Annotated in this window: 16 protein-coding genes and 1 pseudogene; 10 read left to right on the top strand and 7 right to left on the bottom strand. The window is 40.6% G+C overall.

Going from position 1 to position 19,844, the window contains the following annotated elements:
- Positions 1–301: 301 nt before the first annotated feature.
- A complete protein-coding gene (locus PVK79_RS18330; protein WP_145240892.1) occupies positions 302–820 on the bottom strand; it encodes a hypothetical protein in 519 nt (172 codons plus the stop codon).
- Positions 821–889: 69 nt separating this feature from the next.
- Positions 890–1,396, bottom strand: coding sequence for a DUF3087 domain-containing protein (locus tag PVK79_RS18335; protein ID WP_182718023.1), 507 nt, complete (start codon positions 1,394–1,396; stop codon positions 890–892).
- Positions 1,397–1,548: 152 nt separating this feature from the next.
- Between PVK79_RS18335 and PVK79_RS18340 the strand changes: the two genes are divergently transcribed.
- Genes PVK79_RS18340 through PVK79_RS18350 form a run of 3 tightly spaced genes read left to right on the top strand, consistent with a single transcriptional unit; the run spans position 1,549 to position 3,378 of the window.
- Positions 1,549–2,187 carry an energy transducer TonB gene (locus PVK79_RS18340; protein WP_257326318.1) on the top strand — a complete coding sequence of 213 codons (639 nt, stop codon included), beginning with the start codon at positions 1,549–1,551 and terminating at the stop codon, positions 2,185–2,187.
- Between the two features lie 26 nt (positions 2,188–2,213).
- Positions 2,214–2,765: an RNA polymerase sigma factor gene (locus PVK79_RS18345; protein ID WP_149981704.1), complete on the top strand. Its 552-nt coding sequence runs from the start codon at positions 2,214–2,216 to the stop codon at positions 2,763–2,765.
- Entirely contained in the window at positions 2,752–3,378 is a 627-nt protein-coding gene (locus tag PVK79_RS18350) for a hypothetical protein (protein WP_257326319.1), read from the top strand. Before PVK79_RS18345 ends, PVK79_RS18350 begins: the two co-directional genes overlap by 14 nt.
- Before the next feature lie 152 nt (positions 3,379–3,530).
- On the opposite strand, the gene PVK79_RS18355 is transcribed toward PVK79_RS18350, so the two are convergent.
- Complete coding sequence (locus tag PVK79_RS18355) at positions 3,531–4,310, bottom strand: hypothetical protein (RefSeq protein WP_257326320.1); 780 nt, start codon at positions 4,308–4,310, stop codon at positions 3,531–3,533.
- 339 nt (positions 4,311–4,649) lie between these two features.
- Between PVK79_RS18355 and PVK79_RS18360 the strand changes: the two genes are divergently transcribed.
- From PVK79_RS18360 to PVK79_RS18375, 4 genes are all read left to right on the top strand, one after another.
- Positions 4,650–5,921, top strand: a complete 1,272-nt coding sequence (locus PVK79_RS18360; RefSeq protein WP_182732681.1) for an IS4 family transposase — start codon at positions 4,650–4,652, stop codon at positions 5,919–5,921.
- A 1,690-nt stretch (positions 5,922–7,611) separates the two neighbouring features.
- Positions 7,612–8,049, top strand: coding sequence for a MerR family transcriptional regulator (locus tag PVK79_RS18365; protein WP_257326321.1), 438 nt, complete (start codon positions 7,612–7,614; stop codon positions 8,047–8,049).
- Positions 8,046–10,289: a heavy metal translocating P-type ATPase gene (locus PVK79_RS18370; RefSeq protein ID WP_257326323.1), complete on the top strand. Its 2,244-nt coding sequence runs from the start codon at positions 8,046–8,048 to the stop codon at positions 10,287–10,289. The genes PVK79_RS18365 and PVK79_RS18370 overlap by 4 nt, the downstream gene beginning before the upstream one ends.
- A gap of 22 nt (positions 10,290–10,311) precedes the next feature.
- The gene (locus PVK79_RS18375) at positions 10,312–10,665 is read left to right on the top strand and encodes a cupredoxin domain-containing protein (protein ID WP_182731166.1); all 354 of its coding nucleotides are present in this window, start codon (positions 10,312–10,314) and stop codon (positions 10,663–10,665) included.
- A gap of 482 nt (positions 10,666–11,147) precedes the next feature.
- On the opposite strand, the pseudogene PVK79_RS23630 reads toward PVK79_RS18375, so the two are convergent.
- Both PVK79_RS23630 and PVK79_RS18390 read right to left on the bottom strand, forming a co-directional pair.
- A pseudogene (locus tag PVK79_RS23630) lies at positions 11,148–11,939 on the bottom strand (pectate lyase family protein).
- Positions 11,897–12,646, bottom strand: a complete 750-nt coding sequence (locus tag PVK79_RS18390) for an RICIN domain-containing protein (RefSeq protein ID WP_257326327.1) — start codon at positions 12,644–12,646, stop codon at positions 11,897–11,899. Before PVK79_RS18390 ends, PVK79_RS23630 begins: the two are co-directional and overlap by 43 nt.
- Before the next feature lie 492 nt (positions 12,647–13,138).
- Between PVK79_RS18390 and PVK79_RS18395 the strand changes: the two genes are divergently transcribed.
- Together PVK79_RS18395 and PVK79_RS18400 are read left to right on the top strand one after the other, a co-directional pair.
- Positions 13,139–13,588 (top strand): carboxymuconolactone decarboxylase family protein, encoded by a 450-nt coding sequence (locus PVK79_RS18395; protein ID WP_257326328.1) that lies wholly within the window; start codon positions 13,139–13,141, stop codon positions 13,586–13,588.
- Between the two features lie 171 nt (positions 13,589–13,759).
- A complete protein-coding gene (locus tag PVK79_RS18400; protein ID WP_257326330.1) occupies positions 13,760–14,305 on the top strand; it encodes a helix-turn-helix domain-containing protein in 546 nt (181 codons plus the stop codon).
- Between the two features lie 95 nt (positions 14,306–14,400).
- Here PVK79_RS18400 and PVK79_RS18405 read toward each other — a convergent pair whose 3' ends face one another.
- The gene (locus PVK79_RS18405; protein WP_182731162.1) at positions 14,401–15,777 is read right to left on the bottom strand and encodes a Na+/H+ antiporter NhaC family protein; all 1,377 of its coding nucleotides are present in this window, start codon (positions 15,775–15,777) and stop codon (positions 14,401–14,403) included.
- Positions 15,778–15,927: 150 nt separating this feature from the next.
- Positions 15,928–18,375 carry a penicillin binding protein PBP4B gene (gene pbp4b / locus PVK79_RS18410; protein ID WP_257326331.1) on the bottom strand — a complete coding sequence of 816 codons (2,448 nt, stop codon included), beginning with the start codon at positions 18,373–18,375 and terminating at the stop codon, positions 15,928–15,930.
- Positions 18,376–18,855: 480 nt separating this feature from the next.
- Here pbp4b and PVK79_RS18415 point away from each other — a divergent pair, with 480 nt between their 5' ends.
- Positions 18,856–19,701 (top strand): MurR/RpiR family transcriptional regulator, encoded by an 846-nt coding sequence (locus tag PVK79_RS18415; protein WP_145240869.1) that lies wholly within the window; start codon positions 18,856–18,858, stop codon positions 19,699–19,701.
- Positions 19,702–19,844 lie beyond the last annotated feature (143 nt).

The following is a 19,844-nucleotide window of genomic DNA, read 5'->3' on the forward strand; positions in this document are numbered from 1 at the left end:
TCCTATCTAACATCATTACGTATTGATCATCGTGATACGTAAACACCACCCACTGCGTTTACATTTAACTGAATAAAATGTGATTTTACAGCTAACTAATCACAGCTGCATAGAGGTATAAGTCTGGCTCGACCATCAAGTGGGTTGTCTATTTTCAGGTAGTATTTACCAAGTAGGGTTGGAATTTGCGGTGCTAGTAAGAGGAATTAAATAACCAGTTACATCAGATGACTCACTATGTATTACAAGGTAGAGGTAGGCTTTAATTTATCACTAAAGCCTATATAAGCTAATGCAATTATTAAAATTCGTAACTAATACTCACGCCACCATCAGCGCGTTTTTCATTACTGTTGCTGCCTTCACCGTAGCCTAATTCAAAACGAACGCGCCAACCGCCTTCATTTAAACCACTAAAAAGGTAACTATAACTCACGCCTACACCGTTGGTCGTTTCTGTATCAAACATACCTGATAGCGCACAGCCAAAAATATTACCAAATGTCTCACCAATGTCTTTATCATCAGTATCCGGACACTCACGACCATCATCTTGTGCACCAATGGCGCCAACAACTAAGCCTAAAGCATGCTTTTTATCGCTCGTTAGCGCATGTTCAAACCCGACAGAAAAACCATCATCTAAGCCTATTTTATAGTTAGCATACCAGCGCTGTGTACCTTGTGCTGCTGATAATGATACCTCTGGTATAACAAAGTAAGGGTAGCCGCCACCGATTGAAAAATTAACATCGTTTGCATTAGATGAAAAAGTACAAATCGTTAGCAAAGCACCTAGGCAAAGCTTGTTTAATGTCATTGAAGTTCCTTTTAAGTTTTTTATTATAAAGCGAATGCTACTTTACACATTCTAGAAACAAAAAAGCAACTAAAATTGCTTTAAAATAACATCATCATAATCATCAACGTTTAACGTCACATTAAACTTAGCCGCCACATTATCAAGCTCAGCTTGCTTAATAGCTAATTCATCCATGGTGATAGTGTTATCGTCTAGTTGCCATAATAACCGCGAGCCCGCATAACTATAATGAATTGCTAACAATGCTTGAGGATTCCCCTCTCGCCCCGCCGCTTTTAATTTTGCCATTTTACGGGTGATTTTATTCAATGCTTGTTTGAGATCCCACACATACACCACTTCGGTCATATAATCATGCGTGCGGTATTTATTCAGCGCCCAGCCAATTGTTAGGCTAGTAATAACTACACCTATTAAATTCCAATGAAAATGACTGCCACTTTCATCAGGGAATAACGCGATTAGTAGTTGTGAGATTGCTAAACTGCCAATAGCCAACGCCAAGCCGCAGCCGATAATAACGCGGTTTAAATGCTTACGATAACGAGCTTTATCAATTTGAATAAGTTGCATAACTGCCTAATAAAATAAAAACCAAAATTCACAGCCGCCATTGTAACCAATGCCCATAAGCAAACACGAAACTTTTTAAAAATATTTCACCCCTTTTTAATCTAGCGCACGTTTTAGTGATGAATACCACTTAACTTATCGAGGATTTGCTTATGCAAACAGTAGCTTTACCACACACTAATCATGCTTTAAAAACATCAACGGCCATTGTTGGTGGTGCAGCCATGACCTTTGCGGCATTTGCATTTATGCAGTACTTAATTAGTGGCGAGCAACGCGCGCCAAGCTTTATTGATGACAGCATCATTGTAGAAATATTCCAAGCACCTGAAGATTCTAAAGTGCAGCACAAGCAAACCTTGCCGCCGCCACCTAAAATGCAAACGCCGCCTAAAGTGCCGCCGCGTACACCGCCAAGTACTAATACTAATATAGTAACAACCGCAATAACGCCAGATATAAGTATTGATAAAATAGGTGGCGATATAAAAGCTAACTTACAGCGACCAACCGGTGATGCGACCCCCATAGTACGTATAAATCCTAAATACCCGCCCATTGCCGCACGAGAAGGCATTGAAGGCTGGGTACAATTAAGCTTTAATGTATCTCAAACCGGTGAAGTAATAGATGCACAAGTTACTGACGCAGAACCAAAACGCATTTTCGACCGTGAAGCACTACGGGCAATAAAACGCTGGAAATACCGCCCAAAAGTGATTGATGGCGTAGCACAAATGCAAACGGGGCAAAGCGTACAACTTGATTTTAAGTTAGACCAAACGCAATAAAAGCTCATTAACGGATAAGGTTGCCTATGCTTACAAGCTTAAAGTCATGGTTTATCAGTCAGCCCAGTAACGACTACTTGGCTGACTACGCAAAAAGTGGCGACAATCGCCACTTAACTAAACTCGTTACCTTGTTTGGCAACGATTTGTATCATTACTTAGTCACGCAAAGTAATGAGCAACTCGCCTTTGATATAAGCCAACAAACATGGTTAAAAGTGATGGAAAAACGCCATTATTATCAACCGCAAGACAACCCGAAAGCCTGGTTGTTCCGCCTTGCCCGTAATGCGTTAATCGATGAGTTTCGCAAACAACAGCGTTTTGTAGAATTAGAAGACGATACTGCAATTGCAGCACCTAATACTCAGCAAAGCTTTGATTACGAAGCCTTTAACCACGCTTTAATGCAACTAAGCTTTGTACAACGCGAAGCGCTCAGCTTACAGCAAGAAGGCTTTTCGCTTGAAGACATACAACAGATCACCCAAAGCAATCATGAAACCGTAAAAACGCGGCTACGTTATGCAAAACAAAACTTAAAAACATTATTAGGAGGCTACCATGAACAAGCATAACGAACAGTTTGAGCAGCAACTTAACCAGCATTTTAGTGAGCGTAAAAAACGCCACACACTGACGCCAGAACAACAGGCATTGTTTACGCAAATGCCGAATCAAAAAGCTAATAAAAAGCCGACTCGATTTTTATTACCCCTGCAAATGACCGGCCTCGCCTGCGCTTTAGTAGTACTGGGCTTTACCATGTTTAACACCACAGATAACAACATAGAACAACAACACACACTTAACAACACCTTTGCCGTACAGCAAAGCAGTTACCACTTTATAGAAGTACACCAAGTAGATAATGCGGGCAGTTATTCAAGTGAGATCACCAGCCAAAAACAACAACTCGACGATAAACTCGCCGCCGACCTGCGCCTACACCAACAGCGCTATATTGAATACGGGCAATTAGTTAAAGTAGATAACGACTGGTACATCGCCAGCTGCCACAGCGAAGTACTCATTCAAATAAAAGATTCGCTATTGAATAACTTAAAAACCAAACACGCCGTAGAGAGCAATATAATGAAAGGCGACATGCTCGCCATGGCCCACAACAGCCAAGGCCAGATCATAGCGCTTAAACATGCAGGGGATGGGGTAAAGATGTGCAGGGGATAATCACTTGCTTCATAATACTTTGTAAAAGTTCTCAGTATTAATGACTATAATACTGAGGGTACATGCTCAGCTAAATAGAATTATGTAGCAAGATATTTGACTCTATTTTTATACTGGGTTGAACAGCAAAGAATAAAACAAGAAAAGGTGTCTTATTTATTTGTTCTGCCTGAGCTAGAGCATTGCTTTAGGAAACTATTTTTCCATTCTTGAAACGCTTTCTTACTATCTTCAGTTTCTATTCTTATATTTCTTGGGGGTGGTGAAGTCCAGCCATGTTTACGAGGTGTTAAAGTACCATCGGGGTATACCAATTTGTATTCAAACGGAGGAGAAGCCAATTTCAACTCACTATAACTTTCAACTGCGCTCTTGCTTACAGCTACAATATTATCAGAGCTAAAATCCCATACAACTAAATTCTCACCAACATTACTGATAATATGGCCACACATAACATCATGTCGATTTTTAATTGTAATCTTGTATTTAGCTAACTCAATTTTAGATGAAATAGATTTTACGTGATAATTGTAAGTAGCGTATGCCGCTAACACTAAAATCATAATAGATAGAGCATTGACAAAAAGTAGATTGGGTTCTTCTTCACACTCATTTTGCCTGTCACTATAGATAATACCCTCGGCACGCACCTTTCTTTTTAGTACATAAGAAATATCTTTTGTCGCTTTAAACATTAATAGTGTCAACAGAATGAGTATTAATGAAAAAGGAAGACCGCTAGATACTATAGTAAAGTTATATATATCAGTATTTGATAAATAATCAAAAGCAAAAACATCCCAACTATTAAAGTAAGTAATTGTCCAAAAATAACAAAAAACACTGTAAACAAAGAAGGTAATCGTAGTTACACCCCCCCAGTTTTTAGAAGCTAAATCTATAATTTTTATATTTCTATTATCTTTCATCTTAACAATTCAAATTGATTTTATATCAATAGCCTACCTAAGGCGCTTCTCGCGGTCAAACCCAACTCAATCCCTAGATTAAAGGGAACCAATGCGGCAGCACTTTGCATCTTGCCAAGACCGAAAAGCGATCTCACGTTTAACACCCTTCCCCCGTCATCACGCCCTGAAAATAAGTAATTGATGAGTAATATCGCGCATGGCAGGATTTTGTTCCCGACAAATCCGAAGTACCTACATCCATGTCATAGGTAAGATCTTAAGAAATTGAGTTGAAGCTCAATTCATGATCAAATGGTTGTTACCACACAAACCACAGAATCAAGAAAAGAGCTTCAAATGAATGCTAACATTTTTATTAATAAGTTAAAAAGTATCCTAAGTGAAAAAAAACTGAACCGACTTGGTAAACAAGTAGCATTTACTAAAAGAGAAAGAAATATTACGGCATTTCATATGGTTGTTAGTCTTGTTGCTGCGCTTGGGGATAAAAAAACGATCTATTTATCCGAAATATTAAGAGTTTATAATCAGCTAACAGGGCAGTCTATTAAGTATAAGCCTTTTCATAACCAGTTAGTTAAACCTGAACTAGCTGAACTAATGCGAGAGGTAACAAATAGAGTTTTTAATTGTTGGATAAATGATGCGCTTAAGTACACGAAAAAAGATTTGTTCAAGTTTGAGAATATTTTAATTCAGGACGGTAGCTCTATTATGCTTCATCGTTCTTTAAAAGATGTTTTTCCTGGGCGATTTTCAAATACGTGTCCAGCAGCTATTGAATTGCATGCTACTTTAAATTTAACGCAAGGTTGCTTTGAAAAAGCAGGTATAACACCAGACAGTTACTCTGAACGTGAAGAACTTCCAAAATTTAAAGAGTTGAAAGGACAGTTGTTACTTGCTGATAGAGGATATTATTCAGGTAGCTATATTCATGAATTAGATAAAGCAGGAGGATTTTACGTATTAAGAGCGAAGGGATTAAAAGCAGTCAGAGTACATAATGCTTTTAAGCAAAATGGACAGGAATTAACAGGAAGTCATTCCCCAAAGTTATGTGAGTTGCTCCCCGAATTACCTAAAAATGATCTTATTGATATGAATGTTAGCATAAAAAACAAGCTAACAAGAGTCGTTGGGTATTGGTCAAAAAAAGAAAAACAATATACATTTTTAGTCACTAATTTATCTATTGATGAATTTACAGCGACTGAAATAGGCAAATTATATAGGTTACGCTGGCAGGTTGAATTACTTTTTAAGGAGTGTAAGTCTTATAATAATTTACGCGGCTTTCAAACATCAAACGCAACCTTACAAGAGGCGCTAATTTATGTAAGTTTAATAGTAACCACGCTTAAAAGGTTTTTAACTGGCTGTATTGAAAAGATATTCAAAACTGAAATGTCTACAATGACAGTAGCAAAAACAACGGGGGGTTGGTGGATTGGCATATTAACAGCGATTATTAGGAAGCATAGGAAAGGATTGTTAAATGCAGTTAATGGAGCATTTGACTTTCTGAGGAAAAATGCAGCTAGGGCGCACCCCAAACGCGATCGAAAAACAGGAGTATTTCAGTATGGGGTAGAGCCAAATTTTTAAGGCTGTACTTAATATTTTTCTTAAGTACCTACCTATGACATCCATGTAGGCAATGCCCGATAACGCGAAACTAGGCCATGGGTGAAAAGCGTAGCTTTGAACGAGAGGCCATGAATGGCCGAACTGGGGAGCGTACATGGATGTGAAAGTTGGCCTATCTTCGCCGTTTACGTTCACATCAATTATGCGTTGAAGGATTAAGCGTGATGCTCGGGGCGCCGTGGGGTTCCAAGGGGCGACCGGCGGCAGCCGCCCCTTGGTTGCTGCCAGCAAGCTTAGCGCCTACGGTGGTTAGCCCTTACATTGGTGTTAAACCCTTCGTGGCTAAAGCCAGCTCCTACTTCCAATATTTAACCTCTGTGTAGCAAAGCGCCTCTGTGCCCTCGGTGGTGATATTCACTTTTTCGCCCTAAAGGGCGACCTACAATTTAAACGTCCCCATTGGTTTTATCGTTGCACTTTAGCCAACCAAACCACGCGCGCCAGCAAGCTTAGCTGCTACGATAGTTAACTCTATCACTGGTGTTAAACCCTTCGTGGCTAAAGCCAGCTCCTACTTCCAATATTTAACCTCTGTGTAGCGAAGCCCCTCTGTGCTCTCGGTGGTGATATTCACTTTTTCGCCCTAAAGGGCGACCTACAATTTAAACGCCCCCATTGGTTTTATCGTTGCACTTTAGCCAGCTCCTACTTCCAATATTTAACCTCTGTGTAGCGAAGCGCCTCTGTGCTCTCGGTGGTGATATTCACTTTTTCGCCCTAAAGGGCGACCTAAAATTTAAACGCCCCCATTGGTTTTATCGTTGCACTTTAGCCAACCAAACCACGCGCGCCAGCAAGCTTAGCGCCTACGGTGATGAACTTATCACTGGTGTTAAACCCTTGGTGGCTAAAGCCAGCTCCTACTTCCAATATTTAACCTCTGTGTAGCGAAGCGCCTCTGTGCTCTCGGTGGTGATATTCACTTTTTCGCCCTAAAGGACGACCTAAAATTTAAACGCCCCCATTGGTTTTATCGTTGCACTTTAGCCAACCAAACCACGCGCGCCAGCAAGCTTAGCGCCTACGGTGGTGAACTTATCACTGGTGTTAAACCCTTCGTGGCTAAAGCCAGCTCCTACTTCCAATATTTAACCTCTGTGTAGCGAAGCGCCTCTGTGCTCTCGGTGGTGATATTCACTTTTTCGCCCTAAAGGACGACCTAAAATTTAAACGCCCCCATTGGTTTTATCGTTGCACTTTAGCCAACCAAACCACGCGCGCCAGCAAGCTTAGCTGCTACGATAGTTAACTCTATCACTGGTGTTAAACCCTTCGTGGCTAAAGCCAGCCCCTACACAAAGTTTAGCCACCTTATAAGCGCTTGCGCGTCGCCATTACAGCAACCCTAGAAAGTGCTTTAACAGCCATTAGTACAACGCGCAGCGAAATACAGTGTCGTACTTAAAAGTCGCGTAGTGAGGCAAACTAAACTATAGTGAATTTAATCAGCTACGAAATATCTGGCTCATGCATATTTCAACATTAACCATATAGTTACTGTTGCATCCTTCAAGTACTTCTATTGATAAGCGTTAAAACTTTTATATGTAAATCAAAACAACAAACAGCCTAGTTTTAAAATAGCGGTTGACCTGTGTGTTGCACATACGTTTATCATGCCATTATTGAATAACGATGGAGTCAAGTTATGTATGTTAAACAGTTAGCTAAAACTATGGGGGTGACCCAAGATACAGTGCGCCATTACACTCGTATAAAGTTGCTTAACCCCATTCGCAGCGAAAGCAATGGCTATCAGGTGTATACCGCTGACGATCAACAACGCTTAAAATTTATTATTAGTGCGCGACAACTCGGTTTTTCTATTAAAGATATTCAGCAAATAGTTGCTCAGTCGGAGCTAGGGAATTGCCCTTGCCCACTGACACGAAAATTAATAACTAAACGGCTCGCAGAAACAGAGCAACATTTTCAAGAAACTCTCAAACTAAGAACGCGTATGCAAGCTGCAGTAAAACAGTGGCAAAACTTAAACGATGGTGCTGTAAGTGCCGATATATGTAGTTTAATTGAAACCTTTGTAGATCCCCTTAACGAGCAAGTTAATTCTGAGGAAGCACAATGAGTAATAGCAAAGACACAGTGCAAAATTTTATGATTGAAGGCGCTAGCTGTGGGAGCTGCGTTGCAAAAATAGAAAAAGCGCTAAAAAGTGTATCTGGTGCGCAGCGTGTTGAAATGAACTTTGCTGATCGCAGTGTGCAGGTTGAAGGCAATGCACCATCAGCAGAGCTGATTGAAGCAGTCGAAAATATTGGCTACAAGGCTAAGCCAATGAATAGCGAGTCGGAGCAAGACGCGCTAGATGAAAAAGCCAAAGCCGATAACGCGCACTATAAAAAGCTAATGCGTAATATGGTATTGGCACTAGGCGTTGGCGCTCCGCTTATGCTGTATGGGCTTATTTTTGATATGAGTGTCACCACCAATACACAGCGCATTGGCTGGTTTATTGTTGGTATAGTCACTTTAGTGGTTATGGCTATTGCGGGTAAACAATTTTACAACGGCGCATGGCAGTCATTTAAAAACCACACCGCCAATATGGATACACTGATTGCGTTGGGCACAGGTACCGCGTGGTTGTATTCTATGGTGGTAGTAATTGCGCCAAGCGTATTACCCGAGGTGGCCAGGCATGTTTATTTTGAAGCCTCGGCGATGATCATCGGTTTAATTAGCCTAGGCCTTGCCTTTGAAGTAAAAGCCCGTGGCCGTACATCTGAAGCGATAAAACGCTTAATCGGTTTGCAGCCAAAAACAGCTCGTGTAGTGCGTGATAACAAAGAGCAAGATGTAGCTATTAGTGAGGTACTAAAAAACGAGACTGTGCGTGTGCGCCCCGGTGAAAAAATCCCCGTGGATGGTGAAGTCATTGAAGGTAGCAGCTCAGTGGATGAGTCAATGCTCACGGGTGAGCCAATGCCAGTCAACAAAAGTGAGAGCGATACCGTTGTTGCAGGCAGCATTAATAAAAGTGGCACGTTGCTATTTAAAGCCACCCATATTGGCAGTGAAACCACACTTGCCACTATTATTAATATGGTTAAACGTGCACAAAATTCTAAACCCTCCATAGGGCGTTTAGCCGATGTAATATCCGGCGTATTTGTTCCTATCGTAATGATTATTGCGGTGCTCGCAGGCCTTGCTTGGCTTAATTTTGGCCCCGAGCCGAGCATTGCTTATGCGGTAGTGGCTGTGACTACGGTGCTTATCATTGCCTGTCCGTGTGCGCTGGGTTTAGCAACCCCTATGTCAATTATGGTTGGGATAGGTAAAGCCGCTGAATCGGGAATACTTATCCGTAATGGAGAAGCGCTGCAAACCACCTCTAAAATAACCACCATGATTTTAGATAAGACTGGCACGATCACCGAAGGTAAACCCACCGTTACCGATATCATTAATTTTAATGACAGCGATAAAGTACACATCCTTAAGCTTGCTGCTAGTCTTGAAAGCGGCTCTGAGCATCCTTTAGCGCAAGCTATTGTAAGTTATGCTGAAAATGAAGATATCACGGTTGAAAAAGTCAGTGATTTTAACGCCGTCACGGGGCAAGGTGTGACAGGCACATTTGATGGACAAACTTTATTGTTTGGCAATGAAGCGCTTATGAGCCAACACAATATCAGTATTGCAGAGGCAAAAGAGCAAGCAGAGCAATTAGCCAGCGCCGCTAAAACGCCAATGTATTTTGCCATTGATACCCAACTACAAGCCATTATAGCGGTAGCCGATCCGATAAAGGACGATTCAGCAGAGGCCATTAAACGTCTACAAAATAAAGGTATCCATGTTGTTATGCTGACCGGCGATAATCAAGCTACCGCCAAAGCCGTCGCTAACAAAGTCGGTATTAAGGACTTTATTGCCCAAGTAATGCCTGATGACAAAGCCAGTGAAGTAACTAAACGCCAAGCTAAAGGTGAAATAGTCGGTATGACGGGTGATGGTATAAACGATGCGCCGGCACTGGCACAAGCCGATGTTGGGTTTGCTATTGGCACTGGCACAGATGTGGCGATTGAGAGCGCTGATATCACCTTAATGCGTGGCTCATTACAGAGTCTTGGTGATGCCATTGCGGTTAGTAGCGCCACTATAGTCAATATTAAGCAAAATTTATTTGGTGCATTTATTTACAATGTGGCAGGTATTCCAATTGCTGCCGGGCTGTTATATCCATTTTTTGGCATATTACTAAACCCGGTTGTTGCAGGTGCTGCTATGGCATTGTCATCGCTGACTGTGGTCACAAACGCCAATCGCCTGCGCTTTTTTAAACCTAGTAAATCGTAATTTTATAAATAGGAGTAGCATTATGTTGATGATCAATATACTCGGCGCGTTGTTAATTGCGGTTATTATTTACTGGTTTTGGCTATACAAACCTAAGCAAGTGCAAAGTAATAACAACAAAATAACCATAGTGGTTAATAACGGGGTTTATTCCCCTGCCCATATTAAAGTGGCTGCTGGTAAAAAAGTAACGCTGACGTTTAATCGACAAGACAGTGCCCCATGCGCCGAAACGGTGGTGTTTCCTTCACTCGATATCAGTAAAACGCTCGCTATGGGTGAGAATAACACTGTTGAGCTGCCAGCACTTAAAGTGGGTGAATATGCTTTTCATTGCCAAATGCAAATGTATAAAGGCACGTTATTGGTATCTTGAGGTATAAGAAAACTCAAAGAGACCTTGCTTCATCACGTGAGTTTTCTAATCTAGGCATTACTTTATTCAAAATTGAATAATTTAATGCCTTCACAACTGAATTATATAATGCTTTTTCAGACTGAAGTCCGACCTACAGATCATAGCAATTATCATTATAGTAAGGCTTTTGCCGCTAAAGGCAGCTCCTACGTTTTTATGAAAAAACACTACATCAAATTGATCTAACCTCAACTTTGTCTACGTTTATTGTATTTCACGCAAATAGTCGCACTTTACTGAATGAAGATAACAATTCAGCCATAGCAAACTCTTTGATGGTGCTGGCAGAGGACATAGGATTTCCACCCACCCAAACGGCGATTTATACCTCGGAATTGATGCATACCTAAAAGCCCAATTTAAATGTTTCATAACTAAAACAGTATACAATAAGCCCTCTAAATTGAGGGCTTATTGTATTTTTAGGTGGTTTGGGTGTATTACTGCGGCCCTGTACCGCCATCAACTTGACTGCCTAAGCTATTGGCATTGTCTAAACTGTATGGGTATAACTGGATATCGTTACAGATGTTAGCGCTATTGTCGCGATACTGATCAGTTGCTGATACGCCAGTATACACATTTCCTGACGCGCTAAAGTAGCCTGAGCCTTGGTTCCAATGTGGTTTTGCACTGTTTTCAAAGTAATTATTTTCTACTAATACTTCAGCGCCATTACCTGCACTAATTGCAAAATAAGTAATGTTTTTCCAATAGTTATTAAACATATGAACGCGTGAATTGTAGCCGTCTACTTTAGGGTTGCGCCCTGCCGCTGTATCCCAAAAGTTATGATGTGCCGTTATTTGAGAGTTTTTGAATAAATGAGTGTACCAATATTTGTTAGCACACACTTACGTATTATAACCATAAAAACGGTTCCAGCTTAAAGTGACATTTTGGCTATTGCCAATATCAATATAACCGTCACTAATTTTATTAAACGCCATATGATCAATCCAGACGTGGCTACTGTCATCAACAGAAATAGCATCCCCCGCTTCAACTAATGCAGGGTTAATATCTTCAAGTAAAATATTACGTATGATGATATTACGATCATTACTGATCACTAAGCTTGCGCCGATAATTTTTGAGTTTTTCCCCAATCCTTCAAGGGTTTTATTTGAGCGAACACGAAGACGAGAGTCATTACGTGTAACGTTAACCGTGTTGTTGGAGCTGCTACCTAATTCACTACAACTTTGGTTACCAACCGGTAGCGATACCAGGTTTTACCGTAATCGCCCCATGTGCCACAATCAAGAGGACACGCTGCAACAGTTCTATTTGTCGTATGGCAGTTAATCGTTGTATTGTTAGGAACTTGAATAACCGCAGTTGATGTTGAGTTTAATGCGGCTGTTAACGCACTACAGCTAGTAACAATAGTAGGAGATACATTACCGCCGCCGGTGGTAGTTGCAAGGCCATCATTACCCGGTTGTGCTGCAAAACCAATTAAACCAGCTGTTGTTTGACCGCCACCACTACTGCTACCACAACTACCTGAAACAGGGTTGATATACCAGCGCTGTGAACTGCCACCCGCATCATCTTTTTGATACACATTGGCACCGTTTTGCGAACCCGCCACAGTTAATGACTTTTGCGTAAGTTTATTTACAATATTAAAACCACCCGATGAAGACACCTTCAGCTGCCAGCGTTGATTATCCCCTTGCCAATCGTCATACACCACAATATTAGCGCCATTAGACTGTGACGAATTGAGTACATCAAGTACTTGGTTATTATGCTGCAAACGAATAGCCCTGTAACCATCACTGCCCTTAGTGAAAGCAAACTTCTGGTTTGCACCACCCCAATATTGATAGCTAATTACATCCGGTGCGCCACTAGTATCAGACGTATTTACAACTAATGCCAAGCCAGAGCCACGGTTAATTAAAGAGTAAACCCCACCAGAGGTGGGCATGGTTGTACAATTTTATGCCAATGTAGCAAAGCTACAAGTAGATAAAAGAAGTAACAATAGACTCTTGTGCCGTTGTATCAGTGTTGTCATAACGCTCATTCTTTTGCTCCAATTTATGCCATTCCTTGAATGGTGTTGTGTAAAATGCAAATCCTGCACTTAGGTACAAACGGTTAACAATTATCGTTTGCGCACTTATATTAGGACTATTTATACTACAAATGAAGTCGATTGTTAAATTAAAGTAAACCAGCATAATTCGATGTGAGCTTTTTTATAGCTTGAGAACTAAATTAGTATTGAAATTCGCTAATTTTAGGGTGAAATTAATATATCAGCCACTTATACAGCTTTCTTATTGTGTAATAGTATGACAAGTATTTAGCGCAGTACGACTACACTAAAAACAAATCACAAAGTCGCTTTTTTACAATTCTTTTTATTTATCCGTCAATAAACTAGCTAGCAGTTATTTATCGATTTGGAACTATTATGAAAAGAGCGAATTACGTTAATATCGAACCCGAGTTAATGACCTACTTGATTGATCAAGAAGCACTGATCAAACAGAAAGTCGAGGCTACCTTTGGAGTGACAATTTGGGAGCTGCTAAAACTAAGAGCGTCACAGTTAAACCAATGCGCGTATTGTTTAGCCATGCATAGCAAACAAGCACTGGAGTATGGCGAGAGCATTAACCGCATTATTGCCCTCAATGCGTGGCAAGACGCGCCACTTTATAACGATAAAGAACGTGCTGCATTAGCGCTTTGCGAGAAGTTGACTTTGTCACAGAACATTGATGATGACTTTTACCAAACACTTTCAGCATTATTTGATCAACCAAGTTTAGTTACCCTCACCGTAGCAATTAATGCTATAAATAGTTGGAATCGTATAGTCAAAATGTTTAAATCGACAGTCGAGTTTAATGAACGATAAACTATTTACAGCCCAACGGGCGATATCGCTGATTATGTACAAGCAGTTTGGTTTGCAAACGCCCAATCTTCAGGGGAGAGTTGGCTCTCCTGCGATGGCGCAAAAGGCGTTATATTTTTGCTATCTGGGCGTCTTAATTTAGCTGGAAAACCATTAAATTCCCCCTATTTCATGCAAACCATATCAACACAGTCAGAAAAAGTAACGTTTACTGCTGGCTCCGTCTTTTGTGGGATCCGGTTTAAACCCGCTGGACTTGCCCATTTACAAAAGGTAAATCATTCGCTTGTGGCGCCTGCAACCTTAGCAGGTTTAGCACAGGCGCTTGACCAATATGCTAACTTAGATTCGTTTATTGATTTGTTGTCGGCGCACCTCAATGCACCAAAAATACACCATCAGGCTATTGAGCACACACAAAAACTGATCCATAAAATAATCAATCTTACCCCACTAAGTACTGCTTACGAGCACACCCCTAAAGGTAAGCGGCAATTAGAGCGCTACGTTAAAAACACCTGTGGCATCACTGCCAAACACCTAGCACGTAATTACAGAGTCAGGCAAGTCAGACAACTTATAAAAGCAAACCCACAGCTAAGCTTGGCACAACTCGCCCTTGAGTGCGGGTTTTCCGATCAATCTCACCTAAACAATGAGTTCAACGCTATTTTACAAATACCCCCTGCCAAATATAAAAAGTTAATCCATCAATAGCTGCTGTTTTATTGCTGCACTATAACTAAAAAGCCTGCAAATTTGCAGGCTTTTCGCTGACTAGCTAACTTTACTCTCGCAAGCTCGCTAACTCTTTACAACACAATAATGCTCGTAACTAGGTAAGCAACAAACGTTAAGCCACCCGCGAATAATGCATACGGCATTTGCGTTTTAACGTGAGTAAGTAAGTCACAGCCTGAGGCAATTGCCGACACCGCACTGGTATCTGATATTGGCGAGCAATGATCGCCAAATACGCCGCCCCCTAAAATTGCCGCAATCACTAATGACGGCGGTAAACCAAGCGCTTGAATTAATGGCACACCAATCGGGATAAGTATTGCAAATGTACCCCATGAGGTGCCTGTTGTGAAAGAGATCACCGCACCGGTTACAAACAACACTGGTACGACTAAGTAAATAGGTAAGTAATCACCCACTAAGCCCGCAACAAAAGTGCCAGTACCTAAATCTTTTAAACTGGCGCCGAGAGTCAATGATAGTAATACAATCGCGACTAAGGGTAATAACTCACCCATGCCTTTAAAGCCAATATCAACCAGTTTATGGTGAGTAAATTGACGAGAGCTTACCATTAATAAGTAGGCGACAACGCAAGCTAAAATAGTTGCATACAATACCGACTTAGAGCCACTGCCGCTGGCAATATCACCATTACCTGACCAATACATAAAGCCGACCATGCTACCTATTAAAGTAAGTAAAGGAACCAGCATATAACGTGCTTTAGTGCCTGTTACTTCTTCTTGCAGCTCTGTTTTTTGGTGCTCTAATTGCTCTTCAGCCTTTTTAAGCGGGCCGTGTACTTTATCAAACGAGATTGTGTAAAACACAATGAGTAAGGTGATGATGGCGTAAAAGTTATAGCCTATGCTGCCCCATAACACCGAGACTGCCGACTCTGACAGTTCATAATTACCAAGCAAGCCAAGTATGTATGCCCCCCAACCATTAAGTAAAATCAAAATACACACAGGAGCACTGGTACTATCAATAATGTATGCTAAGCGAGCACGGCTCATTTTAAATTTATCGAATAAACCCCGCGATAAAATACCCGCAGTCAGTACACTTAAGTTAGATTCTATAAACACCGCAATACCTGAAAACATGGTTAAATAACCCACTTGGCGTTTGCTCTTTGCCACACCTTTGTTCATCAACACATTTACTGTTGCAGCCACACCGCCCGATTCGCGTATGTAAGCAAGTAATGCACCGATTAAGATACTAAAAATTAGGATACGACTATTACCTGGCGAACTTGCTACGCTCACCACGCGCTCTATGGTATTTATAAATGTATTAAAAAGTGTATTACCGTTACCTTGCAAGGCCAGCAAAAACTCTGAAGAAGCAACAGCGACAAGTAGCGCCATAATGACTTCTTTGCGCCAAAATACGATCAAAATCGCAATTAGTGGCGGTAAAATTGAATACCAAGACATACTGTAACCTTTTTTGTGGTGAGTCTATGACTCACTCTAATTATTATCAGGCCTTTGTTATAAAGGCTGGAACAAACTCATTAGCTTAATCTGTTCGTCAATAAACACAACTTAAATCGATTAGCGATAAGCTGAACACTGCCATTTAGATCAATGCTTATTTAATATTGCTTCATAAATTAGCGAAACAATTGAGCCATATTTACCGGTTTCAAACTTTCTCCCCATAAATTCATAATCTGTTTCATTCCCTTCAATCGGGGTATGGCGAGCATTGGTAAGCAAAATTATCGCCAAGTCATAAGCGGGATCAATCACAGTAACCGTGCCCGTCCAGCCAGTGTGACCATACGCTTGTGGGCTCGCGTACGGGCCAAAATGCCATTGTAAAGCACCGTTACCGGCACGACGCCAACCTAAACCATAACTTTCATCGCTGGCTTGCGGGGCAATGAATTGCTCTAATACTTGCGGGGTAAATATTTGCTTATCACCATAGCCACCGCGATTCAGCAATAACTGCGCAAGCACAGCTAAGTCTTGACCTGTACTAAAAAGTCCTGCGTGACCTGCGACCCCACCTAAGGCATAAAATGCTTTTTCGTCATGTACTTGCCCTTGTAAAACGTCGGTACGAACATTATCAAAGCTGATCCGCCCGTCACGAGTGTTTCCCATTAACTCAGTGGCAGCTATTTGGTTTTTTATAAAGCCCTTTTGCAATGGATTATAAACGGTGTGGGTTAAACCAAGCGGTTGAAAAATTTGCCCTTCAACATAATTATCCAGCGACTGCCCTGAAAGTCGCTCCACTAATACACCGAGTAACATGTAATCAATATCTGAATATAAATGTTTAACGCTACGACCCGCAACAAATGGCACGCCTGTCAGTAATAAGTTTTTAGTACGTAAGCTATTTTGTGAAAAGAATCGCTCACCAAACTTATTATCTTTACGATGAAAATCAACTACCGCGGGATAACCTGCACTGTGGGTCAGTAAATCTTTGACTAACCGCTGCTCACGGCCCGCACCACGAAACTCAGGTAAGTAATAAAATAGCGGTTTTTCTACATCAACTTTACCTTCACTGGCTAATTTCATTAACGCTAAATTTGTGGCAAACATTTTTGAATTAGAGGCAATATCAAATAATGTATCGCTTTTCATCTGCTGTGGCTGCTCTAATAATGAGCCATCAGCAAGGTATTTTTTAGCATCGCCATAGTGGCTTAATTTAATTAACTTACCATCTTTGATCACTGCCAGTACGGCACCGGGAAATCCTGCCGCGACTTCTTCATTGATCAATTTATCCACGTTATTAAACTGCACTGACTTTACAGGCTTAGTTACTAATGTTGGGTAAGGAAAACGTAATGTTAAACTTGCCCCTTCAGGCTGCACATTTTCAACCTTGAACGTATTTGTGCCGTTGTGAGTCCGTTTAGATAAGCTGTATTTGTAGCTATTATTTGCCATAAGTGGCTGAGCAATATTTATTTTTTCACCATTGATAAAAATATCCGCGCTCGTTGCGGTGTTATTTTCAATGATAATTTCGCCTCGGCCTTTATAAGCTTTAAATGTACCACGGTCATTAACCAGTGCCCGAGAACTTGGATTAGGATTTGGTACCTGCAACACAACCTGCGCATTTGCTAAAGGCTTAATAATCGGTTCTGGGGCAAGTTGCTGTTGTTGATATTGCAACATTAACTTAGCTGCTTTTTTCGGAAAGTACTTCTCCATCAAAGCAAACAATACCGCAGCGCTGCGCGCATCTGCATTACCGCTTACATGCCAAGGTAAAAAGTGCATTTGAAAGGCACTTAATGTATCAAGGGTTTGTGGATCAAGTTGATTAGTCACGTGTACATCATAACCATAACCACGTAACGCTTTTTGCATTAAACTAATTGATGGTTTAACTAAATTAAATTGCTGCCAATATTTATCAACCGTGTCACTGTCATACCATGCACCAATACCAGCTTGGTACAATTGATACCATGGAAAGCGCGGACCTGGATCGTTTTTTCGTGTAGGCGCTATATCGGAGTGCCCTACAACTTGAGTTGGGCCAATATCAGGGTTACGGGCTAAAATACCTTTACTGAGCTCAATCAATAACGCTATTTGTTTAGCGTCAAAATCGGGGAAAATACACAGTTTTGAGGCGTCATTTTCCATTTGCTCATCAGGTTTAACTTCGGGATAGTGACAGCTTGGTACGTTAACAATTTCGATACCAATTGATTGATCATTTAAATCTTCACGGCCTTGCCAAAAGCTTGTCCCGGCATGCCACGCCCTATCATGTTCATCAACTAGTTGAATTACTTTTAATTCATCCTCAGGGTAGCTAGGATCATTTAACTCTGGTAATAAATAATGAGCACTTAAACCACCTTCATCGACTAAAGCACGTATCGATTTTTCATAATCAATAGCGGTGTAATGCATGACTAAAAACTTAACACGATGACTGTAATTGGCAGATTGTGTAAACTCGTAAGGTGTTGAAGCACAACTAGTCAAAAGTGCGGTAGTTGTAACTAAACAAAGTTTTTTAAACCAAGATAAAAACGTCATAGCCTTCTCATTGCTGATCAAAGTAAATAAGCGCAATCCCAAAACCACGATTAGCGGTATTTAGTAAACAATACATTAAATAAACCCAGTTCTCATATTGTTATTGTAGTTTGGACAACTCGATTTGAGTTGTATAAACCAAACCCTATCACAGTAAAATGATTTGTAAATAATTTATTTCAACAAGCAAATCAAATAAAGATATTTTATCCCACCATAAAAACAGTGCCCAAGCGACTAGCAAATAAATCTGTTAGTTCGTGCTATTGGTGTTGTAAAATTAGATAATTAAAACTATATTATTCCAATTATTCTTAAACAATATTCCAAAACTTAATTGCGGCTATTGGGAATAATTTATTTTTTGTACGCCTAGGAACAAGAGTAAAAACAAAGATGGTTACATTTGAACCTAGAATAAGTACAAATTTATTTCGATTAATGCTATAAATACGCCAAATATAAAAATAAGCGGGTAGTATGTCTACATTTGTAAAAATTAAAGCCTTACGTCAGTCCCTATCGAGCAGCGAAGCTAAGCTAGCCGACTTCACATTGAACTCAGCTAATGCTATTCGTAATCTTTCGTCTGTAGAGCTGGCTAAAGTTGTCGGCGTGAGCCAGTCAAGCGTTGTAAAATTTTCGCAAAAACTGGGCTACAAAGGCTTTCCAGCATTTAAGCTGGCTGTCATTGATGCACTCAATGATGAAACATCAGAACCAAAACTGCATGGTAAAATCACCTTAAGTGATTCACTAGAGCAAATAGCAGAAAAGCTACTCAGTAGTAAACTTGCTGTGCTTACTGAAACAAAAAACCTCAATGAAGCGCTAGCCATTGAACAAGCTGTTAGCTTGTTAAAATCAGCTAAACGAATTTTAATTTGTGGTTTAGGGGGCTCTGCCCTGGTGGCTAAAGACTTCTCTTATAAGCTGCAAAAGTTAGGTATGCCAGCAATAGCTGAACCTGATGGTCATGCGCAGCTCGCCTATGTATCAACCTTTGCAAAAGGCGACTTAGTTATTGCGATCAGTGAATCGGGTGTCACCAGAGAAATTGCTGAAGTGGTAAAGCAGGCTAAGAAAAACGACAGTTACGTGATCTCTGTCACTAAATTTGGTAGTAACCCTGTTGCTGATCAAGCCAATGTTAGGCTTTACTCTGTGGCAGAAGAAGAGTCAGTCCGTTTATCATCGATACTTGCCCGTACTGCGCAAGACTTTGTTATTGATATTCTATTTATCGCTTTAACGCAATCGAGTCGTCAAGGTCGTAAATTACTAGAGCATTCAAATGACGTTGTTGGTGAATTTAGAAATCACTAACCAACGACATCCTAAAGAATTAAGGCCACTATTGTGGCCTTTCTTATTATAAAAACCACTTTAACAACAGCCGTGCAATAATAACCTATCTCTCGTTTGCTAATTTATAAATTATTTCTTTATTCCATGCCAACCAAAATTTT

The organism is Pseudoalteromonas rhizosphaerae (genome assembly GCF_028885455.1).
Classification (GTDB): Bacteria; Pseudomonadota; Gammaproteobacteria; order Enterobacterales; family Alteromonadaceae; genus Pseudoalteromonas; species Pseudoalteromonas rhizosphaerae.